This window comes from Parafrankia sp. BMG5.11 (assembly GCF_004337455.1).
The window spans coordinates 239,626-262,796 of the sequence record NZ_SJXI01000036.1; the positions used below are offsets into that span (position 1 = coordinate 239,626).

21 protein-coding genes are annotated in these 23,171 nt (G+C 74.7%); 17 read left to right on the forward strand and 4 right to left on the reverse strand.

Annotated features, from left to right (window positions below; all coding sequences use genetic code 11):
• Positions 1–61 precede the first annotated feature (61 nt).
• Together murG and murC (E0504_RS24860) are read left to right on the forward strand one after the other, a co-directional pair.
• Positions 62–1,192, forward strand: a complete 1,131-nt coding sequence (gene murG / locus E0504_RS24855; protein ID WP_112106092.1) for an undecaprenyldiphospho-muramoylpentapeptide beta-N-acetylglucosaminyltransferase — start codon at positions 62–64, stop codon at positions 1,190–1,192.
• A gap of 98 nt (positions 1,193–1,290) precedes the next feature.
• Positions 1,291–2,829 (forward strand): UDP-N-acetylmuramate--L-alanine ligase, encoded by a 1,539-nt coding sequence (gene murC / locus E0504_RS24860; protein WP_112106093.1) that lies wholly within the window; start codon positions 1,291–1,293, stop codon positions 2,827–2,829.
• A gap of 115 nt (positions 2,830–2,944) precedes the next feature.
• On the opposite strand, the gene E0504_RS24865 is transcribed toward murC (E0504_RS24860), so the two are convergent.
• Both E0504_RS24865 and murC (E0504_RS24870) read right to left on the reverse strand, forming a co-directional pair.
• Entirely contained in the window at positions 2,945–3,535 is a 591-nt protein-coding gene (locus E0504_RS24865; RefSeq protein WP_112106094.1) for a nitroreductase/quinone reductase family protein, read from the reverse strand.
• Between the two features lie 113 nt (positions 3,536–3,648).
• Positions 3,649–5,289, reverse strand: coding sequence for a UDP-N-acetylmuramate--L-alanine ligase (gene murC / locus E0504_RS24870; RefSeq protein ID WP_131625945.1), 1,641 nt, complete (start codon positions 5,287–5,289; stop codon positions 3,649–3,651).
• A gap of 306 nt (positions 5,290–5,595) precedes the next feature.
• Here murC (E0504_RS24870) and ftsZ point away from each other — a divergent pair, with 306 nt between their 5' ends.
• The 7 genes from ftsZ (at position 5,596) to E0504_RS50495 (ending at position 11,108) form a co-directional block, all read left to right on the forward strand.
• Positions 5,596–7,224, forward strand: coding sequence for a cell division protein FtsZ (gene ftsZ, locus E0504_RS24875; protein ID WP_131625946.1), 1,629 nt, complete (start codon positions 5,596–5,598; stop codon positions 7,222–7,224).
• 6 nt (positions 7,225–7,230) lie between these two features.
• Positions 7,231–7,905, forward strand: coding sequence for a peptidoglycan editing factor PgeF (pgeF, locus tag E0504_RS24880; protein ID WP_083391030.1), 675 nt, complete (start codon positions 7,231–7,233; stop codon positions 7,903–7,905).
• Positions 7,902–8,861, forward strand: a complete 960-nt coding sequence (locus E0504_RS24885; protein ID WP_131625947.1) for a YggS family pyridoxal phosphate enzyme — start codon at positions 7,902–7,904, stop codon at positions 8,859–8,861. Before pgeF ends, E0504_RS24885 begins: the two co-directional genes overlap by 4 nt.
• Positions 8,862–8,871: 10 nt before the next feature.
• A complete protein-coding gene (locus tag E0504_RS24890; RefSeq protein ID WP_071063794.1) occupies positions 8,872–9,429 on the forward strand; it encodes a cell division protein SepF in 558 nt (185 codons plus the stop codon).
• Between the two features lie 106 nt (positions 9,430–9,535).
• Positions 9,536–9,790: a YggT family protein gene (locus E0504_RS24895; RefSeq protein ID WP_020462564.1), complete on the forward strand. Its 255-nt coding sequence runs from the start codon at positions 9,536–9,538 to the stop codon at positions 9,788–9,790.
• Positions 9,791–9,884: 94 nt separating this feature from the next.
• Positions 9,885–10,934, forward strand: coding sequence for a DivIVA domain-containing protein (locus E0504_RS24900; protein ID WP_112106097.1), 1,050 nt, complete (start codon positions 9,885–9,887; stop codon positions 10,932–10,934).
• 6 nt (positions 10,935–10,940) lie between these two features.
• Positions 10,941–11,108 carry a hypothetical protein gene (locus E0504_RS50495; protein ID WP_165938600.1) on the forward strand — a complete coding sequence of 56 codons (168 nt, stop codon included), beginning with the start codon at positions 10,941–10,943 and terminating at the stop codon, positions 11,106–11,108.
• Between the two features lie 96 nt (positions 11,109–11,204).
• Here E0504_RS50495 and ileS read toward each other — a convergent pair whose 3' ends face one another.
• Complete coding sequence (gene ileS, locus E0504_RS24905) at positions 11,205–14,450, reverse strand: isoleucine--tRNA ligase (protein ID WP_112106098.1); 3,246 nt, start codon at positions 14,448–14,450, stop codon at positions 11,205–11,207.
• 496 nt (positions 14,451–14,946) lie between these two features.
• Between ileS and lspA the strand changes: the two genes are divergently transcribed.
• The 7 genes from lspA (at position 14,947) to E0504_RS24940 (ending at position 21,881) form a co-directional block, all read left to right on the forward strand.
• Positions 14,947–15,693 (forward strand): signal peptidase II, encoded by a 747-nt coding sequence (gene lspA / locus E0504_RS24910; protein WP_373693934.1) that lies wholly within the window; start codon positions 14,947–14,949, stop codon positions 15,691–15,693.
• Positions 15,690–16,631: an RluA family pseudouridine synthase gene (locus E0504_RS24915; RefSeq protein ID WP_131625948.1), complete on the forward strand. Its 942-nt coding sequence runs from the start codon at positions 15,690–15,692 to the stop codon at positions 16,629–16,631. Before lspA ends, E0504_RS24915 begins: the two co-directional genes overlap by 4 nt.
• Before the next feature lie 503 nt (positions 16,632–17,134).
• Positions 17,135–18,010, forward strand: a complete 876-nt coding sequence (locus E0504_RS24920; RefSeq protein WP_243657606.1) for a hypothetical protein — start codon at positions 17,135–17,137, stop codon at positions 18,008–18,010.
• Positions 18,011–18,316: 306 nt separating this feature from the next.
• A complete protein-coding gene (locus tag E0504_RS24925; RefSeq protein WP_020462558.1) occupies positions 18,317–18,961 on the forward strand; it encodes a DUF6308 family protein in 645 nt (214 codons plus the stop codon).
• Positions 18,962–19,106: 145 nt separating this feature from the next.
• Positions 19,107–20,069 carry an ABC transporter ATP-binding protein gene (locus E0504_RS24930; RefSeq protein ID WP_020462557.1) on the forward strand — a complete coding sequence of 321 codons (963 nt, stop codon included), beginning with the start codon at positions 19,107–19,109 and terminating at the stop codon, positions 20,067–20,069.
• The gene (locus E0504_RS24935) at positions 20,066–21,034 is read left to right on the forward strand and encodes an ABC transporter permease (protein WP_131625949.1); all 969 of its coding nucleotides are present in this window, start codon (positions 20,066–20,068) and stop codon (positions 21,032–21,034) included. Before E0504_RS24930 ends, E0504_RS24935 begins: the two co-directional genes overlap by 4 nt.
• 157 nt (positions 21,035–21,191) lie before the next feature.
• Positions 21,192–21,881: a hypothetical protein gene (locus tag E0504_RS24940; protein ID WP_200835389.1), complete on the forward strand. Its 690-nt coding sequence runs from the start codon at positions 21,192–21,194 to the stop codon at positions 21,879–21,881.
• 44 nt (positions 21,882–21,925) lie between these two features.
• Here E0504_RS24940 and E0504_RS24945 read toward each other — a convergent pair whose 3' ends face one another.
• Positions 21,926–22,600, reverse strand: coding sequence for an LON peptidase substrate-binding domain-containing protein (locus E0504_RS24945; RefSeq protein WP_071063780.1), 675 nt, complete (start codon positions 22,598–22,600; stop codon positions 21,926–21,928).
• A gap of 187 nt (positions 22,601–22,787) precedes the next feature.
• Between E0504_RS24945 and E0504_RS24950 the strand changes: the two genes are divergently transcribed.
• A complete protein-coding gene (locus tag E0504_RS24950; RefSeq protein ID WP_131625950.1) occupies positions 22,788–23,156 on the forward strand; it encodes a hypothetical protein in 369 nt (122 codons plus the stop codon).
• Positions 23,157–23,171: the final 15 nt, after the last annotated feature.

Genomic DNA, 23,171 nt, shown 5'->3' on the forward strand with positions numbered 1-23,171 from the left:
CCCGCGTGTTCGGCCGACCATGTTGCGTGCGCGCCGCCGCGATGTGGAATCGTCAGGGCCGATGTTGCGAAGTGTGCTGCTCGCCGGCGGCGGAACTGCCGGCCATGTGGAACCGGCCCTCGCGGTCGCCGACGCGTTGCGCGCGGACGACCCCAGGATCCGGGTGACCCTGCTCGGTACCGAGACCGGGCTGGAGGCGAAACTCGTCCCGGCTCGCGGCTACGAGTTGGCGACCGTGCCGAAGGTACCGATGCCCCGGCGCCCCTCGCCGGCGCTGCTCACGGTGCCGAAACGGCTGGCCGCCGCCGTCGGCGCGGCGCGCGCCACGCTGCGCGAGGTGCGGGCGGACGTCGTGGTGGGCTTCGGCGGCTACGTCGCCGTGCCCGCCTACGTGGCCGCGCGCCGCCTGGGGGTGCCGATCGTCGTGCACGAGGCCAACCCGCTGCCCGGCCTCGCGAACCGGCTGGGGGCGCGGCTCACGCCGTTCGTGGCCACCTCCTACCCCAGCACCCCGCTGCGCGGGTCCACCCTCACCGGGATTCCGCTGCGCGCGGAGATCCTCACCCTGGACCGCTCGGCGCCGGCGGCGCGCGCGGCGCGGGCCCGCTACGGCCTGGACGCCCACCGCCCGACCCTGCTCGTCTTCGGGGGGTCGCAGGGCGCCCGCTCGCTGAACACCGCGATGGTCGGCGCCGCGCGGGAGCTGACCGGCTCGGGCGTGCAGGTGTTGCACGCCACCGGGCCGAAGAACTACGAGGAGGTCGCCGCCGCGCTGCCCGCCGGGCTGGCCGCGCCCTACCGGGCGGTGCCCTACCTGGACCACATCCCCTCCGCCTACGCGGCCGCCGACATGAGCCTGTGCCGCTCCGGCGCGATGACGTGCGCCGAGCTCGCGGCGGTCGGCCTGCCGGCGGTGTACGTACCGCTGCCGCACGGCAACGGCGAGCAGCGCCGCAACGCGCTGCCGACGGTGGAGGCCGGCGGCGGGCTGCTGGTGGACGACGCCGAGCTGAGCCCCGGCTGGCTGGCGGCCAACCTGCTCCCGGTGCTGACCTCGGCAGAGCGACTGGGGAAGATGTCCGCGGCCTGCGCCGGCACGGGCCACCCGGACGCCGCCCGCGCGATCGTCGCGATGATCCGGCTGGCCGAGCCGACCCGCAGGCGGGCCCGGCCGAGGCACGCGGCGAACTGAGCGACCGTGGCCAGCGCCTTCCCGCCCGCGCCGCGCCTGAGCCCGGCGCGCGTGGGTCCGACGCACGCCCGCGCGCGGCACTGCGGCAGGATGGCCACGTGACGGCGCGAGATCTCCCGGAGGGCTGGCGGCGGGTCCACCTCGTCGGCATCGGCGGGATCGCCATGAGCGGTCTGGCGCGGCTGCTGGTCGCGCGGGGCGCGACAGTCACCGGCAGCGACGCGGTCGAATCCCGGCGGCTGGCGTCGCTGCGCGCGCTCGGCATCCCGATCACGGTGGGCAACGGCCCGGACAGTTTCGACGCGTCACGGCTCGACGGGGTCGAGCTCGTCGTCGTCGCGCCCGCGGTGCCGACCGACGACCCGGAGCTCGCCGAGGCGCGCCGGCGCGAGCTGCGCGTGCTGCCCCGCTCCGCCGCGCTCGCCGGGCTGATGGCCGGGCACCGGGGCGTCGCGGTCGCGGGCTCGCACGGCAAGACCACGGTGGCGATGATGCTCACCGCCGCCCTGCAGGCCTGCGGTGAGGACCCGACATTCGCGGTCGGCGGCGATCCGGGCGAGGCCGGTTCGCACACCCACGCGGGCAGCTCCGAGCTGATGGTCGTCGAGGCGGACGAGGACGTCGGCGCGTTCTGGCAGCTCCAGCCGTACGGCGCGGTGCTGACCGGGGTGGCCGCCGAACATCTCGACCACTACCGGACGATGCCCGCGCTCGCCGCCTCGTTCGCGACGTTCCTGCGCCGGGTCGACCCGGGCGGCTTCCTGGTCGCCTGCGTGGACGACACGGCCGGCTGGGCGCTCGCCACGGCGGCGGCCGATCACGCCGACCGGTGGCGCCGGGCCGGCGGCCCGGACGGGCGCCCGGCGGACGCCGCCGCGCACAGCACCACAGGCGGGCAGGGCACCGCGGGCGCGGGCCGGCCGTGGCTGACGGGGTACGGGTTCGGGTCGTCGGCGGACGTCCGGCTCGTCGCCGAGGAGATCTCGATCGCGGGCACCAGCGCGGAGGTCGTCGTCCATGGCGTCCGGCTGGGCCGGCTGTCGCTGCGGGTCCCCGGCCGGCACCACCTCCTGGACGCCGCGGCGGCCCTGGCCGCCGGGATCGCCCTGGGTGCCCCACCAGCCGGCCTGCTGGCCGGGCTGGCCGAGTTCGCCGGGGTCCGCCGCCGCTTCCAGCCGCTCGGGTCGGCGGGCGGGGTGCGGGTGGTCGACGACTATGCCAACCACCCGGACCGGGTGGCCGCCGCGGTCGAGGCGGCGCGGGCGGCTGCCGGCGGCGGCCGGGTCGTCGTCGCGTTCCAGCCGCACCTGTACAGCCGCACGGCCCTGCTCGCCGACCGGTTCGGTGCCGCGCTGGGCTCGGCCGACGCGGTCGTGGTGATGGACGTCTACGGCGCCGGGGAGCAGCCCGAGCCGGGCGCGGGTGGTGCCCGGGTCGCCGCGGCCACCCGGGCCGGGGCGGCGCGGGCCGGGGCAGCGCGGGTCGTGTACGAGCCGTCGTGGTCGGCCGTCCCGGGCGTGCTGATGGATCTGGCGCGGCCGGGCGACCTGGTCATGACACTCGGCGCCGGCGACGTGACGCAGGTCGGCCCGGAGCTGCTGCGCCTGCTGGCCGAACGGTCGGCCCTGCCGGGCTGACCCAGGCCCCCAGCCCCGGTCTGATGATCCATCGCAGAAGTGTGGCGGCTGGGTGAGTCCATGGACTCACCCAGCCGCCACACTTCGTTTCGAAGCGCTGCCGGCCGGGGGCCGGTCAGCGCAGCGCGGCGAGGACGACGACCGGGATCTCGCGGGTCGTCTGTTCGTGATGGGTGCGCAGCCCCGGCATGCCGTCCACCAGCGCCGCGTACAGGCGCTCGCGCTCGGCCCCGACGGCGGTGGACGCCTCCGCGTCGAACCGGTCGGCGTCCAGCTCCACGGTGACCTTCGGGTGCGCCAGCAGGTTCCGGTACCACTGCGGGTGCGCCGCGGCGGCCATGTTCGTGGCGTAGACGACGAGGCGCCGGGTCGGGACGTCCCGCTCCGGGCCGTCCGGCCTGGCGTTCAGGCTGTCCGGCGTGGCGGGCGGGCCGGACGGCGTGGCGTGGGGGCCGTCCCGAGTGACGTTCGGAGCGTTCGGCGGGGCGTCGGGGGCGCCGTGCGCCGGGTGGCCGTCCACGACGTAGCCCAGCGGGGTGGTGTGCGGGCGTCCGGTGCGCTCGCCGACGGTTGTCAGCAGCAGGAGCCGGGAGCCGGACAGGGTCTTCTCCAGCCTGCCGCCGTTGGCCCGGTACTCGGCGATCACCGCCTGGTTGACCACCCTGAAGTCGAACCCGCGGCTGCGCGGGTCTCGAGTTTCGGTCATCGTCGGTCCTCACCCTTGCCGTCGGGGCACCCGCCGGGAGGGGGGAGTGTTCGTTCACCGGAGAATGTCACGCGGCGCAGTCAACCACCGACTCCGCGCACTGCCCCGCAGGGTCAGGCCGGCAGGCCCGTCGCGTCCTGGTCGCCCGCCCGGCTGCTCCCGGAAAATGCGTCGGTGCCGCCGGCGGCGAGCAGGTCCAGCAGGCGCGGGCCGAGCGTGGTGATCGTTCCGGCGCCGAGGGTGAGCAGCATGACGCCGTGCGTGCCGCCGGCCGCCGCGTCGCAGAGGTCCCCGCGGCCGCCGAGATCGGCGAGGTCGGCGACGAGCCGGCCCGGCAGGTCGGGCCAGGCCACGTAGCCGGCGGCGGCCGGCCGCCTGATCCGCCCGGCGAGGTCGGACGCGTGCAGGCCCAGGTTGTCGGTCTCGCGCGCGGCGTACACGTCGGTCACGTAGACGCGGTCGGCGTCGCCGAAGGCCGTCGCGAAGTCGTCGAGCAGCGCGGCGAGGCGACTGAACGTGTGCGGCTGCGCGACCGCCCAGACCTGCCGGCCGGCGGCGCGGTCGCGGGCCGCGCGCAGGGTGGCGCGGATCTCGGTCGGGTGGTGCGCGTAGTCGTCGACGATCTCCACGCGGGTGCCGCCGGGCGCGCTCGCCCGGCCCACGACGTCGAAGCGTCGGGCCGCGCCCGCGTACGTCCCCAGCGTCCTCAGGGCGTCCGTGGGCGGCACCCCCAGCTCGGCGGCCGTGGCGAGGGCGGCGAGGGCGTCCAGGGCGATGTGGGGGCCGGGCAGCGCCAGGGTGAGCTCGCCGACCCGGTTCCCGTCGCGCAGCACGGTCGAGGTGGAGCCACCGCCGGGCAGTGGGACGTAGTCCACCGCCCGCCACGTCCGCCCGGGGGTGAAGCCGTAGTCGACCACCCGGGCCCGCGGCGCGTCGGCGCGCCGGTCGGGCTCGGCCCGCCGGTCGAGTTCGGCGAGCACCGCGGCGACGCCGGGATGGTCGCCGCAGACGACCAGCCGCCCGCCCGGGCGGACCCGGGCCGCGAAGTCGGCGAACACCGCGCGCACCGAGGCCTCGTCCGGGAAGAGGTCCGGATGCTCCCACTCGACGTTGGTGATCACCGCGAGCTCCGGGTCCAGCCCGGCGAACGCGCCGCCGTACTCGTCCGCCTCCAGGACGAACACGTCGCCCCGTCCGGTCACGGCGCTGCCGCCCAACTGGGCCACATCGGCACCGATGACCGCGGTCGGGTCGACGCCGCCGGCCGCGAGCACCAGGGTCAGCATCGCCGCGGTGGTGGTCTTGCCGTGTGAGCCGGCGACCGCCACGAGCCGGTAGGGCGCGGTCAGCTCCGGCAGCCAGTCCGAGCGCCGCCGGACGGGGATGCCGAGCTCGCGGGCGGCGATGATCTCCGGGTGGTCGTCACGCAGCGCGCTGGAGGCCACGACGACGTCCGCCGCGGACAGCTCGGCGGCCAGCGCCGCCGCGTCGGCGGCGGGACCGACCCGGACGGGGACCCCCAGCTCACGCAGCATGGCGACCCGCGGTGAGTACTCCTGGTCACTGCCGGAGACCTGGCCGCCGGCGGCCAGGTGGATCTGGGCGAGGGGTGACAGCCCGGCGCCGCCGATGCCGAGGAAGTGGACCCGCCGGGCCCGCTCGGGGCGGTCGCGGGGATCGGGGACGACGGGCGGCGGCGCGGCGGCCGGGCCTGCTGGGGCGGCCGGGGCGTCGTCGGAGTGCGGTCCGGTCACGCCACGCAGTACACACCACAGGGCAGGGGTTCGGCGGAGGTGCCCCGGGCGAGCCGGGACCGGTGTGACGAAGGGGACGCGAATCCCATCCGTGTGACGCGCCGCCAGCGTCCTTGACCACCGACGAAGCCGTGCCTACTGTCCGATCCACAGTCGGAAGTTGACATAACTGTAACCGTCTAGCTGACGGTGAAGGTTGAGGCTGCTCGGCTGCTTCCCCGCTCCAATCGGTCGTAAGACCGCGGGCTAACGGAGCCGGGGAGCCCCCCTGCTCGCCCACCGACGCCGCTGGAGGACCGACACCGCATGGCAGCCCCCCAGAACTATCTCGCGGTCATCAAGGTCGTCGGGATAGGCGGAGGCGGCGTAAACGCCGTCAACCGGATGATCGAAGTCGGGCTAAAGGGTGTCGAGTTCATCGCCATCAACACCGACGCCCAGGCGCTGTTGATGAGCGATGCCGACGTCAAGCTCGACGTCGGCCGTGAACTCACCCGTGGCCTGGGGGCCGGTGCCGACCCGGAGGTCGGCCGCCAGGCCGCCGAGGATCACCGCGAGGAGATCGAGGAGGTCCTCAAGGGGGCCGACATGGTCTTCGTGACCGCGGGTGAGGGCGGTGGCACCGGCACCGGTGGTGCTCCCGTCGTCGCCAACGTGGCCCGCTCGCTCGGCGCGCTGACGATCGGTGTGGTGACGCGCCCGTTCACCTTCGAGGGCCGCCGCCGCGCGACCCAGGCCGACACGGGCATCGACACCCTCCGCAATGAGGTTGACACCCTCATCGTCATCCCGAACGACCGCCTGCTCGCGATGACCGATCGCGACATCAGCGTCCTGGACGCCTTCCGCAGCGCAGACCAGGTGCTGCTCTCCGGTGTCCAGGGCATCACCGACCTCATCACCACCCCTGGTCTGATCAACCTCGACTTCGCCGACGTCAAGACGGTCATGTCGCACGCCGGCAGCGCCCTGATGGGCATCGGCCGGGCACGGGGTGACGACCGGGCCACGGTCGCCGCCGAGCAGGCCATCGCCTCCCCCCTGCTGGAGGCCAGCATGGACGGCGCACAGGGCGTCCTGCTGAACATCTCCGGTGGGTCCGACCTCGGTCTGTTCGAGATCAACGCCGCGGCCGAGCTGGTCGCCGACGCGGCCCATCCCGAGGCGAACATCATCTTCGGTGCGGTGATCGACGACGCCCTCGGCGACGAGGTGCGGGTCACCGTGATCGCCGCCGGGTTCGACACCGTGCAGGACCGACGGACCCGCACGCTCGCCACCCAGCGCCGACCACCGGGGCCGGGCGGCGCGGCCGGCGGCCCGCCGCAGCCGGGGGCCCCCGGCCAGCCGGCGGCCCAGCCGGGCTCGGGCGGCGCGCCGAACACCACGGCGCTGCCGCCGATCCCGAACGTGCCGGCGCCGCCACGGCCCGCGCCGGCCCACTCGACCTACCTGCCGCCGACGAGCCAGCAGGTCGGGCACTACGTGCCGGACCCGCTGCCCGACGACCGCGCCCCGAGCCAGGCCGGCGCGCCGGCGGTCGGGTCCGCCGGCGACCAGCGGCCCATGGGCGGGCCGCCCCGCCGGGAGCACCCGGACACGGTCGGGGAGGGCGGCTACGCCCGCTCCGCGCCGGCTGCCGGCGCCCCGGGTACCGGGCACCCTGCTCCCGGGCACGCTGCTCCGGCCCACGCCGCGCCGGCCCATGCCGCCGCGGCCCAGGGCATGCCCCGCGCCGGGCTCGGGCACGCCGGGGCCGCTCCCGGCGGGGCCCCGGGCGCGCCGGGAGCGGCCCCGGCCGGCGGGGCTCCGCCGCAGGCCGGCCGCGGCCCGGAGCCGGCTCGTCCCGGCCCGCGCCCGGCCTACCCGCCGCGCCGCCCCGTCCGCCCGGTGGCCGACGACGACGAGCTGGACGTTCCGGATTTCCTCAAGTAGGCGGCGATGCCCGTCCTGGTGACCTCGCGTGACGGCGGCACGAGCATGCCGCCGTACGCGGGGCTCAACCTCGGTGACCACGTGGGTGATGATCCGGAGGCGGTCAGCGTGAACCGGCGGCTGCTCGCGTCCCGGGTCGGCCGGCCGGTCCAGTTCATGCGGCAGGTGCACGGGGCCCAGGTGAGCCTGGTGCGGGCACCCGGACCGCCGCCCGAGGCCGACGCCATGGTCACCGACGCCGCCGGCGTCGCGCTCGCGGTGCTGGTGGCCGACTGCGTGCCGGTGATGTTCGAGTCGCCGGCGGCGGTCGGCGTCGCGCACGCCGGCCGCCAGGGGATGGCGGCGGGCGTGCTGGCGGCCACCTTGAAGATCTTCGACGAGCTCGGCGTCGACCGCTCGTCGATCGACGTCACGCTGGGCCCGGCGATCTGCGGGCGGTGCTACGAGGTGCCCGCGGACATGCGCGCCGACGTCCAGCGGCGGGTTCCGGGCAGTGGGTCGGAGACCCGCGCGGGCACGCCCGCGCTGGATCTCCGGGCCGGGCTGCGCGCCCAGCTGGCGACGGCCGGCGTGGGCCGTGTTGTGCTGTCCGATCGTTGCAGCGCCGAGTCGGGGGATCTCTACTCGTACCGCCGCGACGGGCGGACCGGGCGGTTCGCCGGCCTCGCCTGGCTGCCATGAGCGGCCTCGAGCGCGAGGTGGACCCGCGCCGGCTGGCCGAGTTGCGCGAGCGGCTGACCGTCGTCCGTGACCGGATCACCGTGGCGGCCCGGGACGCCGGCCGCGACCCGGCGGAGCTGACCCTGATCGCCGTCAGCAAGACCCGACCCGCCGAGGACGTCCTCGCGCTGGTCGCGCTGGGTGTCCGCCACTTCGCCGAGAACCGCGAGCAGGAGGCCGGGCCGAAGACCGAGGCCGTCCGGCTGGCGCTGGCCGCCGCCGCGGCGGGCGGCTCGGATGAGCACACGATGTGGTCCGATGATGACCGTTTCCGGGAATCGAGTCCGTTGGCCGACACGTCGGGGGCATGGCGTCCATCACGTGTGGATCAGGGTCCGACCCTCGGGCCGGCCGCCGGGCCCGATGTGCCGGTCTGGCATTTCGTCGGCCAGCTCCAGCGCAACAAGGCCCGGGCTGTGGCGGGCTGGGTGCACTGCGTGCAGTCGGTGGACCGAGCGCGACTGGTCGAAGCCCTTTCCCGGGCGGCAACGGCACGTGGTCGTCAGATTTCAGTGTGCATACAGGTCAATCTGGACATTACGGAGCCCGTCGGTGCACCGGGTGCGCCCGCGGCGCGAAATGCCCTGTCTACCAGGGAAAGTGAGCCCACCGCCGGGGCTGTGGACGGTGCTCGCGGCGGGGCCCTGCCCGCGGACGTACCGGCGCTCGCCGAGCTCGTCGCGGGCTCCGAAGGGCTTGTTCTGACGGGTGTGATGGCTGTCGCGCCACGCGGAGCACCTGCCAGGCCGGCCTTCGCCCGACTCCGTGAGGTATCCGACCGACTTCGTTCCGAACATCCCGCGGCGACGCTAGTCAGTGCAGGGATGTCCGGTGATCTCGAGGATGCGGTCGCGGAGGGCGCGACACACCTTCGGATCGGCACCGCTTTGTTCGGTGAACGGCACGGTGTCCCTTAGAGTCGCGCCCATGGGGCTCGGTCGCAGGGCGATGGTCTACCTCGGGCTCGCCGAGGAGGACGAGGACTATCTCGACGACGACTATGACGACGGCGGTCACGACGCCGTCCGAGGCGCCGTCCGGGACGATCGGCGGGCCACGCTCGACCCGGTGCCGATTGACCGGTCGGTCCGCCGGATCGATGCACGTGAGGAGCCTGTCGCCATGCCGCGACGCCCACCGGTGGAGCATCTGCGACCCCCCGTGCCGACGCCGATGCGCCGCGTAGCGCCCGTCGAGGAGCCCCGGCCGTACCGGATCACGACGCTCCAGCCGCGTAGCTACAATGAGGCCCGTCAGATCGGTGAGGAGTTCCGGGACGGGACTCCCGTTATCATGAACCTCACCGAGATGGACGACGTCGACGCCAAGCGGCTGGTCGACTTCGCCGCAGGGCTGATCTTCGGGCTCCGTGGCGACATCGAGAAGGTGACCAACAAGGTCTTCCTGCTCTCGCCGCACAACGTCGAGGTCACCGAGACAGACAAGCGACGCATCCGCGAGGGTGGGTTCTACAACCAGTCGTAGTAACCAGTCGTAGCCAGGGCAAGATCATCCAGTAGGGTCGTCACCACTTCCCCTCGTCCTCCCGGGAGAGAGCACCATCAGCGCACTTGGAACTCTGCTCTTTTGGGTGCTGACGGCCTACCTGCTGCTCCTGATCGCTCGGTGGGTCATCGACCTGGTGCTCGCGCTGAGCGGCTCCTTCCGGCCGACCGGCCCCCTGGTCCTGCTCTTCGAGATCGTGTACACGGCGACTGACCCTCCGTTGCGATTGATTCGGCGGTTCATTCCGCCGTTGAGGGTAGGTAGCGTTGCGCTTGACCTCGGGTTCCTGCTTCTCTTCATAGTGATCGTCGTTTTGCAGAGCTATGCGCAGAGGCTGTGACTGAGGTCGTGTGCACACCGCGAGTGCGGGCAAGGCAGACTGCCCGCAGACCGCCCTCTCTTCGGGGAGCGGCGATGCCGCACGAGGAGGCAACGTGGCGCTGACACCGCAGGATGTTCAGAACAAGGTCTTCAGCCCGACGAGGTTCCGCACGGGCTACAACGAGGACGAGGTCGACACCTTCCTTGATGAGGTCGAGGCCGAGCTGACGCGACTGCTCGACGAGAGCAGCGACCTGCGCAGGCAGCTCGACGAGGCCCGCCGGTCCGGCGGTGGCGGTCCCGGTGTCCCGGCACAGATCCTCGACGAGAACCAGCAGCTGCGCCGCCAGCTCGAGGAGTCCCGCCGGCAGTTGGCGCAGGCGCAGGCGCAGGCCGCGCAGGCGGCCCAGGCCGCCCGCGAGCGGCCCCCGATGCCCGCCGGCCCGCCTGGCGCGGGTCCGGGTGGTCCGGGTGGTCCGAATGGACCCGGCGTGCCCGGTGGTCCGCCGGTGTCCGGTGGCCCGACGGCGGTCATGCCCGCGCTGGTCGGCGGGGGCGGTCAGGCCCCGGCCCGCACGGGCCCGGGCGCCGGTGGCCAGAACGACGCCGACATCGAGCAGCGCGTCGCGCGGACCCTCGTGCTCGCCCAGCGGACCGCCGACGAGGCGCTGCGGGAGGCCCGCGCCGAGTCGGAGCGGGCCCGCCGCGAGGCGCGCGCCGACGCCGACCGGATCCTCGGTGAGGCCCGGGCGCACGTCGCCGAGCAGCTCGGTGGGCTCGAGGACGACAAGCGCCGCCTCGAAGGCCAGGTCGAGCAGCTCCGCGCCTTCGAGCGCGAGTACCGCACGCGGCTGCGCGCCTACCTGGAGATGCAGCTGCGTGACCTCGACGGCATGCCCACACAGCCGGCCGTCGGGCCGGGCATGCCGGCGCGCCCCGGGCTCAACCCCGGCGCGCCGACACCCACCCCGGCCCCCGCGAGCGTCGGCATGGCGCAGACCGGTGGCGGCCAGCCGCCTCAGCCCCAGCACGTGGGAGCGCAGGCGTTCCAGGGCGGCCCGCAGATGGGCGCCGCGACGCTGGCGCGGGAGAGCAACGGTCACGGCGGGCGCCCGGATCTCGACCCGGGCCGCCGCGACGCTCCGGGCATGCAGGAGTTCTAGGCCAGCATGGTGATGATCAGCGGCGCCCTGGTGGTGATCGCCGCGGTGCTGGCCGTGCTCGGCCTGTTCGGCGCGGCCACCTGGTCGTACACGTCACTGATCGTCGTCTGCCTCGCCGCGGTGCTGCTGCCCGTCGCGGCTGTGCGGCGCGCCGGGAAGAAGACGCCAGCCTAGCCCTCGCTGCGCTGCGCTGCGCGGAACCACGGCTGTTGCCGCCGCGCCCGCGCCGGCGGGGTCTCCACCGGCGCGGGCGAGAAGTTCGGGTGGCCGTCAGCCAACCGTCGGCGGCGCGGGGGCCGTCCTGGTCAGCGCGAAGGTCAGGCCGAGCTCCGCGGATGATCCCCGGTGCCATGCCGGCTCCGCCGTCTGCTCGACCGGTGCCTCCTGGAACACTGTGGCCAGGATCTCGTCGGCGACGGTCGCCGCGTGCTCACGCAACGCTGCCGCCGTCTCCTCCTTGGCGGCGGCCCAGCGCAGCTCGACCCGGTCGGTGATCTCCAGCCCCGCGGCCCGCCGCGCGTCCTGCAGGACGCGCACCACGTCGCGGGCGAGCCCGGTCCGGGCCAGCTCCGGGGTGACGGTCAGGTCGAGGGCGACCGACAGGCCCGACTCACTCGTCACCGACCAGCCCTCACGCGGCGTCTCGGTGACGATCAGATCCTCACCGCCGAGCTCGATGCGCTCGCCGTCCACGGTGACGGTCAGCCGGCCGTCCACCGGTGCCCCGGCGGTGGTGACGGCGGCGGCGACCGCCTTCGTGCGGTTGCCGAAGCGCCGTCCAAGCGCCCGGAAGTTCGGCTTCACGCTGATGTCGACGAGGTCCGAGGTCGCGGCCTCGACGGCGACGACGTTGAGCTCCTCGGCGATCTGCGCGCGCAGCTCCGCCGAGAGGTCGTCGAACGCCGAGGAGCCGACCACCGCGCGCGGCAGCGGCTGACGGGTGCGCAGCCCGCTGGCGGCCCGGGCCGCGCGGCCGAGCTCGACGATCCGGCGCACGAGGTCCATCCGCTCGGCCAGGCCCGGCTCGACGAGGTCCGCCGGCAGCTGCGGCCACGAGGCCAGGTGCACCGAGTCCGGGGCGCCGGGCAGGATGCCGGCGAACAGCCGGGACCACAGCCAGTCGGTCAGGAACGGGGTGAACGGCGACATCACCCGGGTCAGGCCGTCCAGGCAGGTGTAGAGGGTGGCCAGCGCGTTCGGGTCGCCCGCCCAGAAGCGGCGGCGGGAACGCCGGACGTACCAGTTCGACAGGTCGTCCACGAAGCGGGCGATGCGGCGCCCGGCGCGCAGCGCGTCGAAGCCCTCGAGGGCGGCGTCCACCTCGGCGACGGTGTCGGCGAGCTCGGAGAGCGCCCACCTGTCCAGCACCGGGCGTTCGGCCGGGGCCGCGGCGCCCTCGCCCGACCCGTCGGCGCCGGTCGGGCGCCAGTCCGCCGCGCCCGCGTAGAGCGCGAAGAACGACGCGGTGTTCCAGTAGGTGAGCAGGATCTTGCGGACGATGTCCTCGATCGACTCGTGGCTGACCCGGCGGTCCGACCACGGTGAGCCGCCGGCCAGCATCAGCCACCGGACGGCGTCCGCCCCGTGCCGGTCGAACAGGTCGAACGGGTCCAGCACGTTGCCGACGTGCTTGCTCATCTTGCGGCCCTCGGCGTCGAGCAGCAGGCCCAGGCACAGCACGGTCTCGTAGGACGACCGGTCGAAGACCAGCGTGCCCACGGCCATGAGCGTGTAGAACCAGCCCCGGGTCTGGTCGATCGCCTCGCAGATGTACTGCGCCGGGTACTGCTTCGCGAACTCGTCGGCGTTGCGGTGCGGGGCGCCCCACTGGGCGAACGGCATCGCGCCGCTGTCGTACCAGACATCGATGACCTCGGGCACCCGCCGGGCGGTCTCCCCACAGGTGGGGCACGGCAGGGTCACGTCGTCGACGAACGGGCGGTGCGGGTCGAGCGTCGAGTGGTCCGTGCCGGTCAGCTCGGAGAGCTCCGCCAGCGAGCCGACGCAGGTCAGGTGGGACGGGTCGGCCTCGCACCGCCAGACGGGCAGCGGGGTGCCCCAGTACCGGTTGCGGGACAGCGCCCAGTCGACGTTGTTGCGCAGCCACTCGCCGTAACGGCCCTCGCGGATGCGCTCGGGGTGCCAGTCCGTCCGCGCGTTCTCGGCGAGCAGGCGCTCGCGGACGGCCGTCGTGCGGATGTACCAGGACGGCAACGGGTAGTAGATCAGCGGCGTGTGGCAGCGCCAGCAGTGCGGGTAGCTGTGCGTGTAGGTCGCCGCCCGCCACATCAGGCCCCGCGCGGTGAGATCCGCGGACAGCGGCGCGTCGGCGTCCTTGAAGAACAGCCCGCCGACCAGCGGCACGTCGGGCAGGAAGCGCCCGTCCGGCCCGACCGGGTTGACGACGCCGAGGCCGTTGGCGCGGCAGACCGCGAGGTCCTCGGCGCCGAAGGCGGGTGCCTGGTGGACGAGCCCGGTGCCGTCCGTGGTCGTCACGTAGTCCGCCAGGACCACCGAGTGCGGGCGGGCGGACGTCCCGGCGCCCCGGCCGACGGCGGTCTTCCCCGCTGCCTCCTCGAAGCGCTCCAGCGCGATCAGCTCGAACGGCCGGGCGTAGCGGGTGCCGGCGAGCTCGGCGCCGGTGAAGCGCTCGACCACCTCGGCGCCCTCGCCCAGGGCCGCGGTCAGCAGCGGCTCGGCGACGACGAGCAGTTCACCGCCGGCGGCCCGGGCCAGCACGTAGCTGACCTCGGGATGGACGGCGACCGCGGTGTTGGAGACCAGCGTCCACGGGGTGGTCGTCCACACCAGCAGGTGCGCGCCGTGCTCGGCCAGCCCGTGCGGGCCCTCGACGACCGGGAACCGCACGTAGACCGACGGGTCGTCGGTGTCGCTGTAGCCCTGGGAGACCTCGTGGTCGGACAGCGGCGTCTCGTCCCGGGGGCAGTACGGGGTAACCCGGAAGTCCTCGACGAGCAGGCCCTTGTCGAAGATCTGCTTGAGGGACCACCAGACGCTCTCGATGTACGAGGTGTCCATCGTCCGGTAGGCGCCGTCGAGGTCGACCCAGTAGCCCATCCGCTCCGTCATCGCGGAGAAGTCGGCCACGTGGCGCAGGACGGACTCGCGGCACCTCTCGTTGAACTCGGCGATGCCGTAGTCCTCGATGTCGCTCTTGCTGGTGAAGCCGAGTTCCTTCTCGACGGCGAGCTCGACGGGCAGGCCGTGGCAGTCCCAGCCCGCCCGGCGGGGCACGTGGTAGCCCTTCATCGTCTTGTAACGGGGGAAGAGGTCCTTGAAGACCCGCGCCTCGACGTGGTGGGCGCCCGGCTTGCCGTTGGCGGTCGGCGGGCCCTCGTAGAACACCCACAGCGGCCGGTCTGCGCCGGCCTGCAGCGAGCGGTGGAAGACCTTGGAATCCCTCCAGCGCTCCAGCGTCTCGCGCTCGAAGGCCGGAAGGTCGACCCGCGCGGGCAGGGGGCGGAAGGCGGGCGTCGGGGCGTCGGGGGTACTCATCGTGGCTGGTCTCCGTCGGCGGTGGGGCACTCCGGCGGAGGGACGACACCTCGCCGCACACCGGCATGGGCCGGTGGCGGCACGAGGTACCGCGGTACCACCCTCCTTGCGCGCCCGGGTGCGCTTCGCGATCTCTCGTGGACGGCGACCGGGCGGCCACTCTTGTCATGCGGCGGCGGCCGGATCTACTGGGGGCTCACAGCCCTGTTCTCCCGGCGGCTCAGGGTGATCTTCACGGCGCGCTGGCCACCGGGCTCGCACCGCCCCCGGCTCGCTGCGACTGCGCCTGCCGCTACTCGTCCCGTCAAAGCCTTTCCGCGCTTCCAGCGTAGCCGACGGCCAACGGTGATCGCGGCCGCGGATCGCCGGCGGATCACCGGCACCCGTGCCCGGCACCGGGCGGGCACTCAGGCCGGGTCTCGGGTCGCGTCTCGGGCCGGTGGCCGGCCGGCGGGCGGATGACCCGTGAGATCGCACCCGTACAGTGGTGTGTGTGGTGGCCGAGCCGGGGATGGACAAGGGCGTCCCGTACAGGAACACCCAGTACGGGAGCACCGTGAACGCCGGTGCGGCGGGAGTGGGTGCCCCGGGTGCCGCCGACGCGGGCGGCGGCGCCCCGAGCGGTGACGCCGCGGTCAAGCCCGGCCGTGACCGCCTGGTCACCTCGCACCGTGCGGTGCTCGTCGTCGCGCTGACCTCGCTGTGTCTGATCGTCCTGGACATCGGCACGAAGCTGCTGGCCGTCGCCCAGCTCACCGGGCGCGCCCCGATCGAGATCATCCCCGGCGTGCTCGACCTGCGCCTGACCCGGAACTCGGGGGCCGCGTTCAGCCTGGCCGGCGGGGCCACGGTCATCCTCAGCCTGATCGCGCTGGCGGTCGTCGCGGTGGTCGTGGTCACCGCCAGGCGGCTGGCCTCCATCGGGTGGGCGTTCGTCTTCGGCGCGATGGTCGGCGGCGCGCTGGGCAACCTGATCGACCGGCTGTTCCGCGCCCCCGGGCCGCTGCGCGGGCACGTCGTGGACTTCGTCCACATCCACCACTGGCCCATCTTCAACGTCGCCGACTCGGCGATCGTCTGCGGCGGAGTGCTCGCGGTCATCCTCTCCCTGCGCGGCATCGGCCTCGACGGCACGCGCCTCTCCGCCGCCCCGCCACCCGACCCCGGGTCAGCGGAGCCGGCCGGACCATCCGGTCCGGCGGGGCCGAGCCACGCCGGCGGTCCCGGGCCCGGTGACGCGTGAGCACGGCCGACACCGACCGGCGCTCGCTGCCGGTCCCCGACGGCCTCGACGGCATCCGCCTGGACGCCGCCATCGCCCGCATGTTCGGCCTGAGCCGCACGGCCGCCGCCGCGCTCGTTGACGACGGCCAGGTGAGCGTCGACGGCCAGGTCCGCGGCCGCTCCGACCGGGTCAGCGGCGGCGCCTGGCTGGACGTAGCCCTCCCCGCCCCGCCCCGTCCGCTCACGGTGGAGCCCACCCCGGTCGCGGGCCTGCGCATCCTGCACGACGACGACGACATCGTGGTCGTCGACAAGCCGGTCGGCGTGGCGGCCCATCCGGCCCCGGGGTTCACCGGCCCGACGGTCATCGGCGCGCTCGCCGCCGCCGGCTACCGGGTCTCCACCTCGGGCTCGGCCGAGCGCCAGGGCGTGGTGCACCGCCTGGACGTCGGCACGACCGGGGCGATGGCTGTCGCGAAGAGTGAACGCGCCTACACCCTTCTCAAGCGGGCCTTCCGGGAACGCGAGGTGGAGAAGGAGTACCGGGCGGTCGTCCAGGGGCACCCGGACCCGCTGCGCGGGACGGTCGACGCCCCCATCGACCGTCATCCCCGCCGGCCCGGCCTGTTCGCCGTCGTCGCGGACGGCAAGCCCAGCGTGACCCACTACGACACCGAGGAGGCGTTCCGCGCCGCCTCGCTGCTGTCGGTGCGGCTGGAGACGGGCCGCACCCACCAGATCCGGGTGCACATGGCGGCGCTGCGGCATCCCTGCGTGGGCGACCTCTCCTACGGGGCGGATCCGACGCTGGCCCAGCGCCTCGGGCTGACCAGGCAGTGGCTGCACGCCGCCCGGCTCGCCTTCGCCCACCCGGCGGACGGCACCTGGGTCGAGTTCATCAGCCCCGATCCCGACGACCTGGCCGAGGCGGTGAAGCGGCTGCGCGACCAGACGTGAGGACGCCGGTGCCGGCGGACCCCGGCCCGCCTTCCGCACAGTCCTCGAGCGAAGGCCCCGAGGCGGTCCGCGCGCCCGAGAAACCCACGCCCGAGAAACCCACGCCCGTTGAACCCGCGGACGACGCCGCGGCGGTGACCGCCTCCGGTCTGCCGCCGGCCAGCGGCCCCTCTGCCGGCGCCCCGCCTTCCGGCGCCCCGCCTTCCGGCGCCCCGCCCGCGGGCGCCCCGCCCGCCGCCGACGGTCCCTCGGGGGGCACTCTCTCGGTCGACGGTCCCTCGAGAGAGGACCCCCTGCGAGAGGGCATCCTGGACGAGGACCCCCTGGGCGGCTCTCCTCCGGACGACGGTGCTGCCGCTGATCCCTCAGCCGCCGATCCCGCCGATCCCACAGCATCCACCGGGTCCACAGAATCCGCCGGGCCCGCGCCGTCCGCGGGGCCCGCTGAGCCCGCGGGTGACGTGCCCGGCGACGGCTCCCCGCCGGGCGGGTTGGGACGCTCCGTGATCCGACTGCTCGACCGGGTCGACGACGCCGCCCTGCCGCCGGTCGGCCGGGTGCTGGAGTCGGTCGCCGGCCGTCTCGCCGGCGCACGCGACCGCCCTCGGGCGCGCCTGCGCCGCGCGTGGGCGGCACGCGGGGGCCCGTACGTCGACGGCGACGGCCCCCCGCCACCGGGCCGGGCCAGCGTCATCACCGGGCGCGCCCTCGAGGCCATCGGCCGGCTGCTCGTGCTCGGGCTGGTCGTGCTGATCGTCGTCGGTGCCGTGACCACGATGCTGCGCGGCGCCGATCCCTCTGGCAGCCATGCACCCGGCCCCGGCCCCGGCCCCGGCAACGCTCCGGCCGGGCCCGTCGAGCCCACGGTCACCGTCGGCCCGGCCGTGGGTGAGTCGCCCGCCACGTACGCCGCCGAGGCCGCGGCGAAGCTGGACGGCCTGACCCGGGCGGCCCCGGACGCCGACCTCTACGCCGTCGTCAGCCTGGCCGGCTACCGCACGCCGGACGAGATGCTGCAGATCTTCACCGCCTACCGCACGCTCGAGGTGTTCTTCGGCGTCCCGCCGGACGGGGCGGTGATGGCCGCCACCGTCCGCGACCCGGTCGCGGACCTCACCGCCGCCTTCGACAGCGAGGCCGACGCCGCCGACACCCGCGCGCACAGCGCCACGGACCCCGCCGAGGCCGAGCACGCGCGGCAGGAGGCCACGGCGCTGCGCGCGCGGTGCGGCTGCCTGTTCGGCGCGGTCGTGCGGGCGCCGGCGGCCCGGCTGGTCGACCTCGGACACATCGAGGGGGTGCGGGTCGTCGACCCGGCCCCGCCCGGCATCTCCCCGGAGACCGTGCGCTTCCTCCCGCTGCAGCCCGACCCGCGCTGAGCGGGCGCCCGCGGTCCCGGGTGCCGTGGGCCACGGGTGCTCCCACCCCCCGAGGTGCCCACCCGGCACGTTGGGGGCGGGCACGGCCGGGCGGCGGGGCCCCCGCCACGCCGCGCGTGGGGAGCCGCCGACCGCCGCGATCGGCCCGGCACGGCGGCCGTCAGGAGGGTCGTCTTCCACCGCCCCACCGGGACAGGGCAGGATTGCACCAGGTCCATGGGACGTCCACCGGTACGGCCGGGCGGCGGGGACCTGACCGGCGGCCGTGCGACGGACGGCCCGCCTGATGACGAAGGGGGCACTCGGGTGAGGTTGGCCAGGGGCACCCGGGAGGTCTTCGACGCGGAAAGCCTGCTCGAGGAGTACCTGGGACCACGCAAACGGGGACTGCGGTACGCGTACCCCTACTACGACGGGCTCGTCACCAACGGCGACCCGGACCTGCTGTGCACGGGTGACCTGCTGTCGCCCTGTCTGCTCGGTGTGAACGTGGACCTCGACCGGATGCACACGCTGACCGCGCTGACCCCGCTGCTGCAGCGGGCGCTGGACCGGCTCCCCCCGGGGATCGAGTTGATCGAGGCGGACGAGGTGACCCTCGACCTGGTCGCGGCCCTCTACGACCCGCTGGACGACCCCGACGTCGCGGACCGGGACGTCAAGGGCTCGCTGATCGCCAAGGTGCTGCACCGCAAGCGCCCGGCGCTGGTGCCCCTGTTCGACTCGAAGGTGCGGATCTTCTACCAGCACGAGGACTGTGTCCCCCCGTCGCCGCGCGACGGCCGGTCGTGGCGGGAGTACATGCAGCTGCTCGTCCGCGCCATGCAGTACGACCTGCGGGAGAACGCCGACGAGTTCCGCCGGCTCACCGGTCTCGTGCCGCCGGGCGGCCCGGCGGTGACCCCGTTGCGCATCCTCGACATCGTCGTCTGGATGAGCAGCGCGGTCTGATCCCGTCCGGTCCGATGGCATGGCACGAGGCGGTGGGACGGGTGCTCTGGGTGTGTGACACCGCTGTCACGCGGGTGGTAGGTGTCGCCGGTGTGACGTCGGCGGCATCGGCCCGCGGCCTCCGCTCGGCGTGTCGGCTGCGAGAATGGCAGCCGTGCTGAGCTACGCCGTGCGTGGCCTCACCCGGCGGCACGGCGCCGGGGAGTGCGCCGTCCTCGCGAACGACCGGATCGACCTCGACGTCCGTCCGGCCGAGGTCTTCGGCGTGCTCGGTCCGAACGGCGCCGGCAAGACCACCCTCGTCCGCCAGCTCATGGGCCTGCTCCGCCCCGACACCGGCTCGATCACGATGTTCGGGCACGACGTCGTCAGCCGTCCCGGAACCGCCGCCCGGATGGCGGCCTACCTGGGCCAGGACGATCTCGCGCTGGCCGAGCTGCCGGTGGGCGTCGCGGTGGAGACGACCGCGCGGCTGCGTGGCCTGTCCCGGGCGGGTGCCCGCCGGGAGCGCGACGAGGTGATCGAGGAGCTCGCCCTGGGCGAGGTGGTGAACCGCCCGCTCGGCCGCCTCTCGGGCGGCCAGCGCCGACTTGCCTGCGTCGCGGCCACCCTGGTCGGCGAGCGCCCGGTGCTCGTGCTCGACGAGCCGACGACCGGCCTCGACCCGGTGGCCCGCCGTTCGGTGTGGACGGCGCTGGAGCGCCGCCGCTCCGCGCGCGGCACCACGGTCGTGCTGATCACACACAACGTGCTGGAGGCCGAGACCGTGCTGGACCGGGTGGCCGTGCTCGACGCGGGCCGGGTGATCGCCTGCGACTCGCCGGGCCGGCTCAAGGCGTCGGTCTCCGACGACGTCCGGCTGGACCTGGTCTGGCGGCACGACCCGCCGGTCGACGACCCGACCGTGGCCCGACTCGCCGCCACGGCGCGGGTGACCGGCCGCCGATGGACGACCCGGCTGGCCCATGCCGAGGCCAGGGACGCCCTCGGTCGCCTCACCACGGGGCCGGCGTTCGCCGCCCTGGACGACTTCAGTCTCGCGACTCCGTCGTTGGAGGACGTGTATCTCACTCTCGGCGGAACCTGCCGTGATCTGGAGCGGACATGACCCTGACGACTCCTCACCCCGCCACCCCCGCGGGTCCGGCCGGCCTGCCGCCCGCGACGGGTGTCGGGGTGGCCGCCGTGCCGTCTGAGGACCGCTCACCCGGTCGTGCGGGCGGGAAGACGGGCAGGAGGAAGGCCGGCAGGAAGGGCCGGGCAGCCGCCGGATCCGGCGGGGCCGCGGCCGGGGCCGCCGCCGAGGAGGCGCCCGTGCCGCTGCCCCCGCCGACCGCCTTCCCGGCGGCGGTGTCGGCCGTCTACCGGGGCCAGCTGGCCCGTGCCCGGGTGGCCCGGGTACCGCTGCTGTTCGTCGCCGCGTTCCAGTCCCTGGGGATCATGATCCTGCTGCGGGGCATCGTCGACGTCGGCGACGACTCCGCGGCGGCCTCCGTCGTGGCCGGCTCGACGGTGCTCGTCGTGGCCTTCGTGGCGCTCAACCTGCTCGCGCAGCGGTTCGGGGCCCTGCGTGCGGCCGGGGCGCTCGACTACTACCTGACGCTGCCCATCCCCGGCGCCGCGGTGGTGCTCGGCACGGCCGCGTCGTACGCGACGTTCGCGGTGCCGGGCACGGTCGTCACCGTGGTGGTCGGCTCGCTCCTTTACGGGCTGCCGATGGGCGGCCTGTGGCTGCTGATCCCGGTGACGGTGCTCGCCGGGGCCAGCCTGGCCGGGATAGGCGCGGCGATCGGCCTGCTGGCGCCGAAGCCGGAGCTGGCCACGGTCGCCGGGCAGCTCGGCATGAGCGTGGTGCTCTTCCTCGGTGTGATCCCCGCCGACCGGCTGCCCGGCATCGGCCGGCTGGCCCGTGATCTGCTGCCCAGCAGCTACGCGGTGGACGCGCTCGCCGAGGGCTTCGCCCCGGCGGTGGACTGGGCGCATGTGACGGTCGATCTCGCGGTCTGCGCGGCGGTCGCGGCGGTGGCGCTCGTCGTCGCCGTGCGGTCGCTGCGGCACGCCGGCCGGTCCTGAGCGGGCATCCGGGCATCGCGGCCGCTTCGGTGGCGCGGCGCGGCCGTGGAGAAGGCGGGTACGGTCGACCCCCGGGCTCGGTGCCGACGGCGGTCGACTCACCCCCCGGGGATCCGGGTCGGTGGACCGGTACGGCAGGCGAGGAGACGGACGGGTCGTGGCAGAGTGGCCGGGCGACAGCCGGGGCGCGCGGGCGTGCTCCCGTCCCGAGGCGGAGCCCGAGACCGGCGGCATCGCCGAACCCCGCGGTATGACCGAAGCCGGGGAGCCGGCCGCGTATCCGGTGGTGGAGCCGGCCGCGTACCCGGCGGTGGAGCCGCCCGCGGAGCCGGCGGTGGCGGAGCCGATCACCGGCCGGGTGGGGCTGCTCGCCGGGCTCGTGTGCGCACTCGCGATGCTGCTGGTCGGCCCGCTGCTGGGCCTGCTCTGGTCGGTCAGCGCACCCCGGCTCGACGTCCAGGCGGTGCTCTCCGGCGCGATGTCGGTGTTCGGGGTGCAGAGTACGATCGACGCCTACTTCGCCATGATCTGTGCGGTCGCGGGGCTCGTGGGCGGGCTGGTCGCCTACCTGCGCGCGGCGGACGCGGGCTGGCCGGTGCCGATCGGCCTCGCCGCCGGCGGGATCGGCGGCTCGCTGCTCGCCGGCTGGGTCGGGCACCTGCGCCGCTCGGGCCAGGTGCTGGACGCGCTGCCGCCCAACGCCACCCCGCTGCTGCGCGACCTGGTCGACTTCCAGGTGCGGGCCACCGGGCTCTACCTCGTCCTGCCTGGTGTCGCGCTGCTCGTGCTGTCGGTGGCGCTGTGGGCGGGCGGCACCGCGCCCGGATGGCCCCGGCGGCGGCGCTGACCGTGCGCCTTCAGTGACCGTGCGCCTTCAGCGAGCGTGCGTGGTCAGTTGGAGCTCGGCTTGATGCGACTCAGCTCGTTCGAGCCCACGGTGGTGATCCGTTCCAGCAGGCCCAGCTCGCGGCGCAGCAGCGCCCGCTCGGCCCGGAGCCTGGTCGCGGCGTCGGGCGCGGCCAGCAGCCCCTGCCGCTCGGTGATGTCGGTAACCACGGCGGCAGCCACCAGGTAGGACAGCGCGGTCGGGTCCGTCGGCAGGTCGGGCAGCTTGATCTCGACGGTGCCGCTCGCGGCGAGCCGCTCGGTGTACTCGCGCAGCAGCCGGGCCACCACCGCGGTGTTGGTGGTCGCGTCGGCCTCGTCACCGACCGGGTCCGTCATGAAGTCGACGTCCCCGACGAGGTAGGGGCGGTCGCCCTCGTCGACGGAGCGCACGCGGAAGCGCGGGCCGCCGACGGTCACGATGGAGAAGCGTCCGTCCGGGTGTGCCTCGACGCGGCGCAGCAGCGCCGCGCAGCCGACCTCGTGGATCATGGGGACGGCCGGGCCGACCTCCCGGCCTCGGCGGATGGCGACGACCCCGAACTGGCGGGTCTCGGTGTCGGGGATCTCGAGCAGCTCGCGGATCAGTACGCGGTAGCGTTCCTCGAAGATCTCCAGCGGCATCAGCAGACCTGGAAGTAGGACGGTGCCGAGTGGAAACAGTGGCAGGCGCTCACCCATCCGTCTCCCTCACCCCCTTCGCCGGAGCGTCACCGACCCGTTGCGCGGGCCCGTATGCTCCCAGCCTGTCCTGTACCGGCCGCCGCGTCCATCCGCGTTGGTGGTGGCGGCTGTCATGACGGGGGTGGTGGCGATCACGGCGGGGGAGCGGTTGCGCGGGCGCGAGCCCGCAGGACGGAGGACGCGGGTGCCTGATCAGAACCGCGACGGTACGTGGGGGACCGAGCGCGAGCTGCTCCTCGTGCTGGGGCCCGATGCCGAGGCGGGCCGGGCCGTGCTCGACCTGGTCGCCGGCTGGGGTCAGGTGACGTCCCGGCTGCCACCGCGGCTCGCGCTCGTCGTGCTGCCCGCGGACCGGATCGGTGCGACCGGTGAGCTCGCCGGGGTCGTCGCCGTGCTCGAGGCGGACGTCCCGCCGGCGCTGCGCGAGACGCTCGCCCCCGAGGAGGGGCTGTTCGTCGACGGCTGGCTCGCCCGCGGCCGGAGCAAGCCGACCCGCCCGGGGGAGGGCCGGCGGTGGGACGATCCCGCCGCCCCGGGCGAGCCGCCCCGCTGACCGGAGTCTGACGGC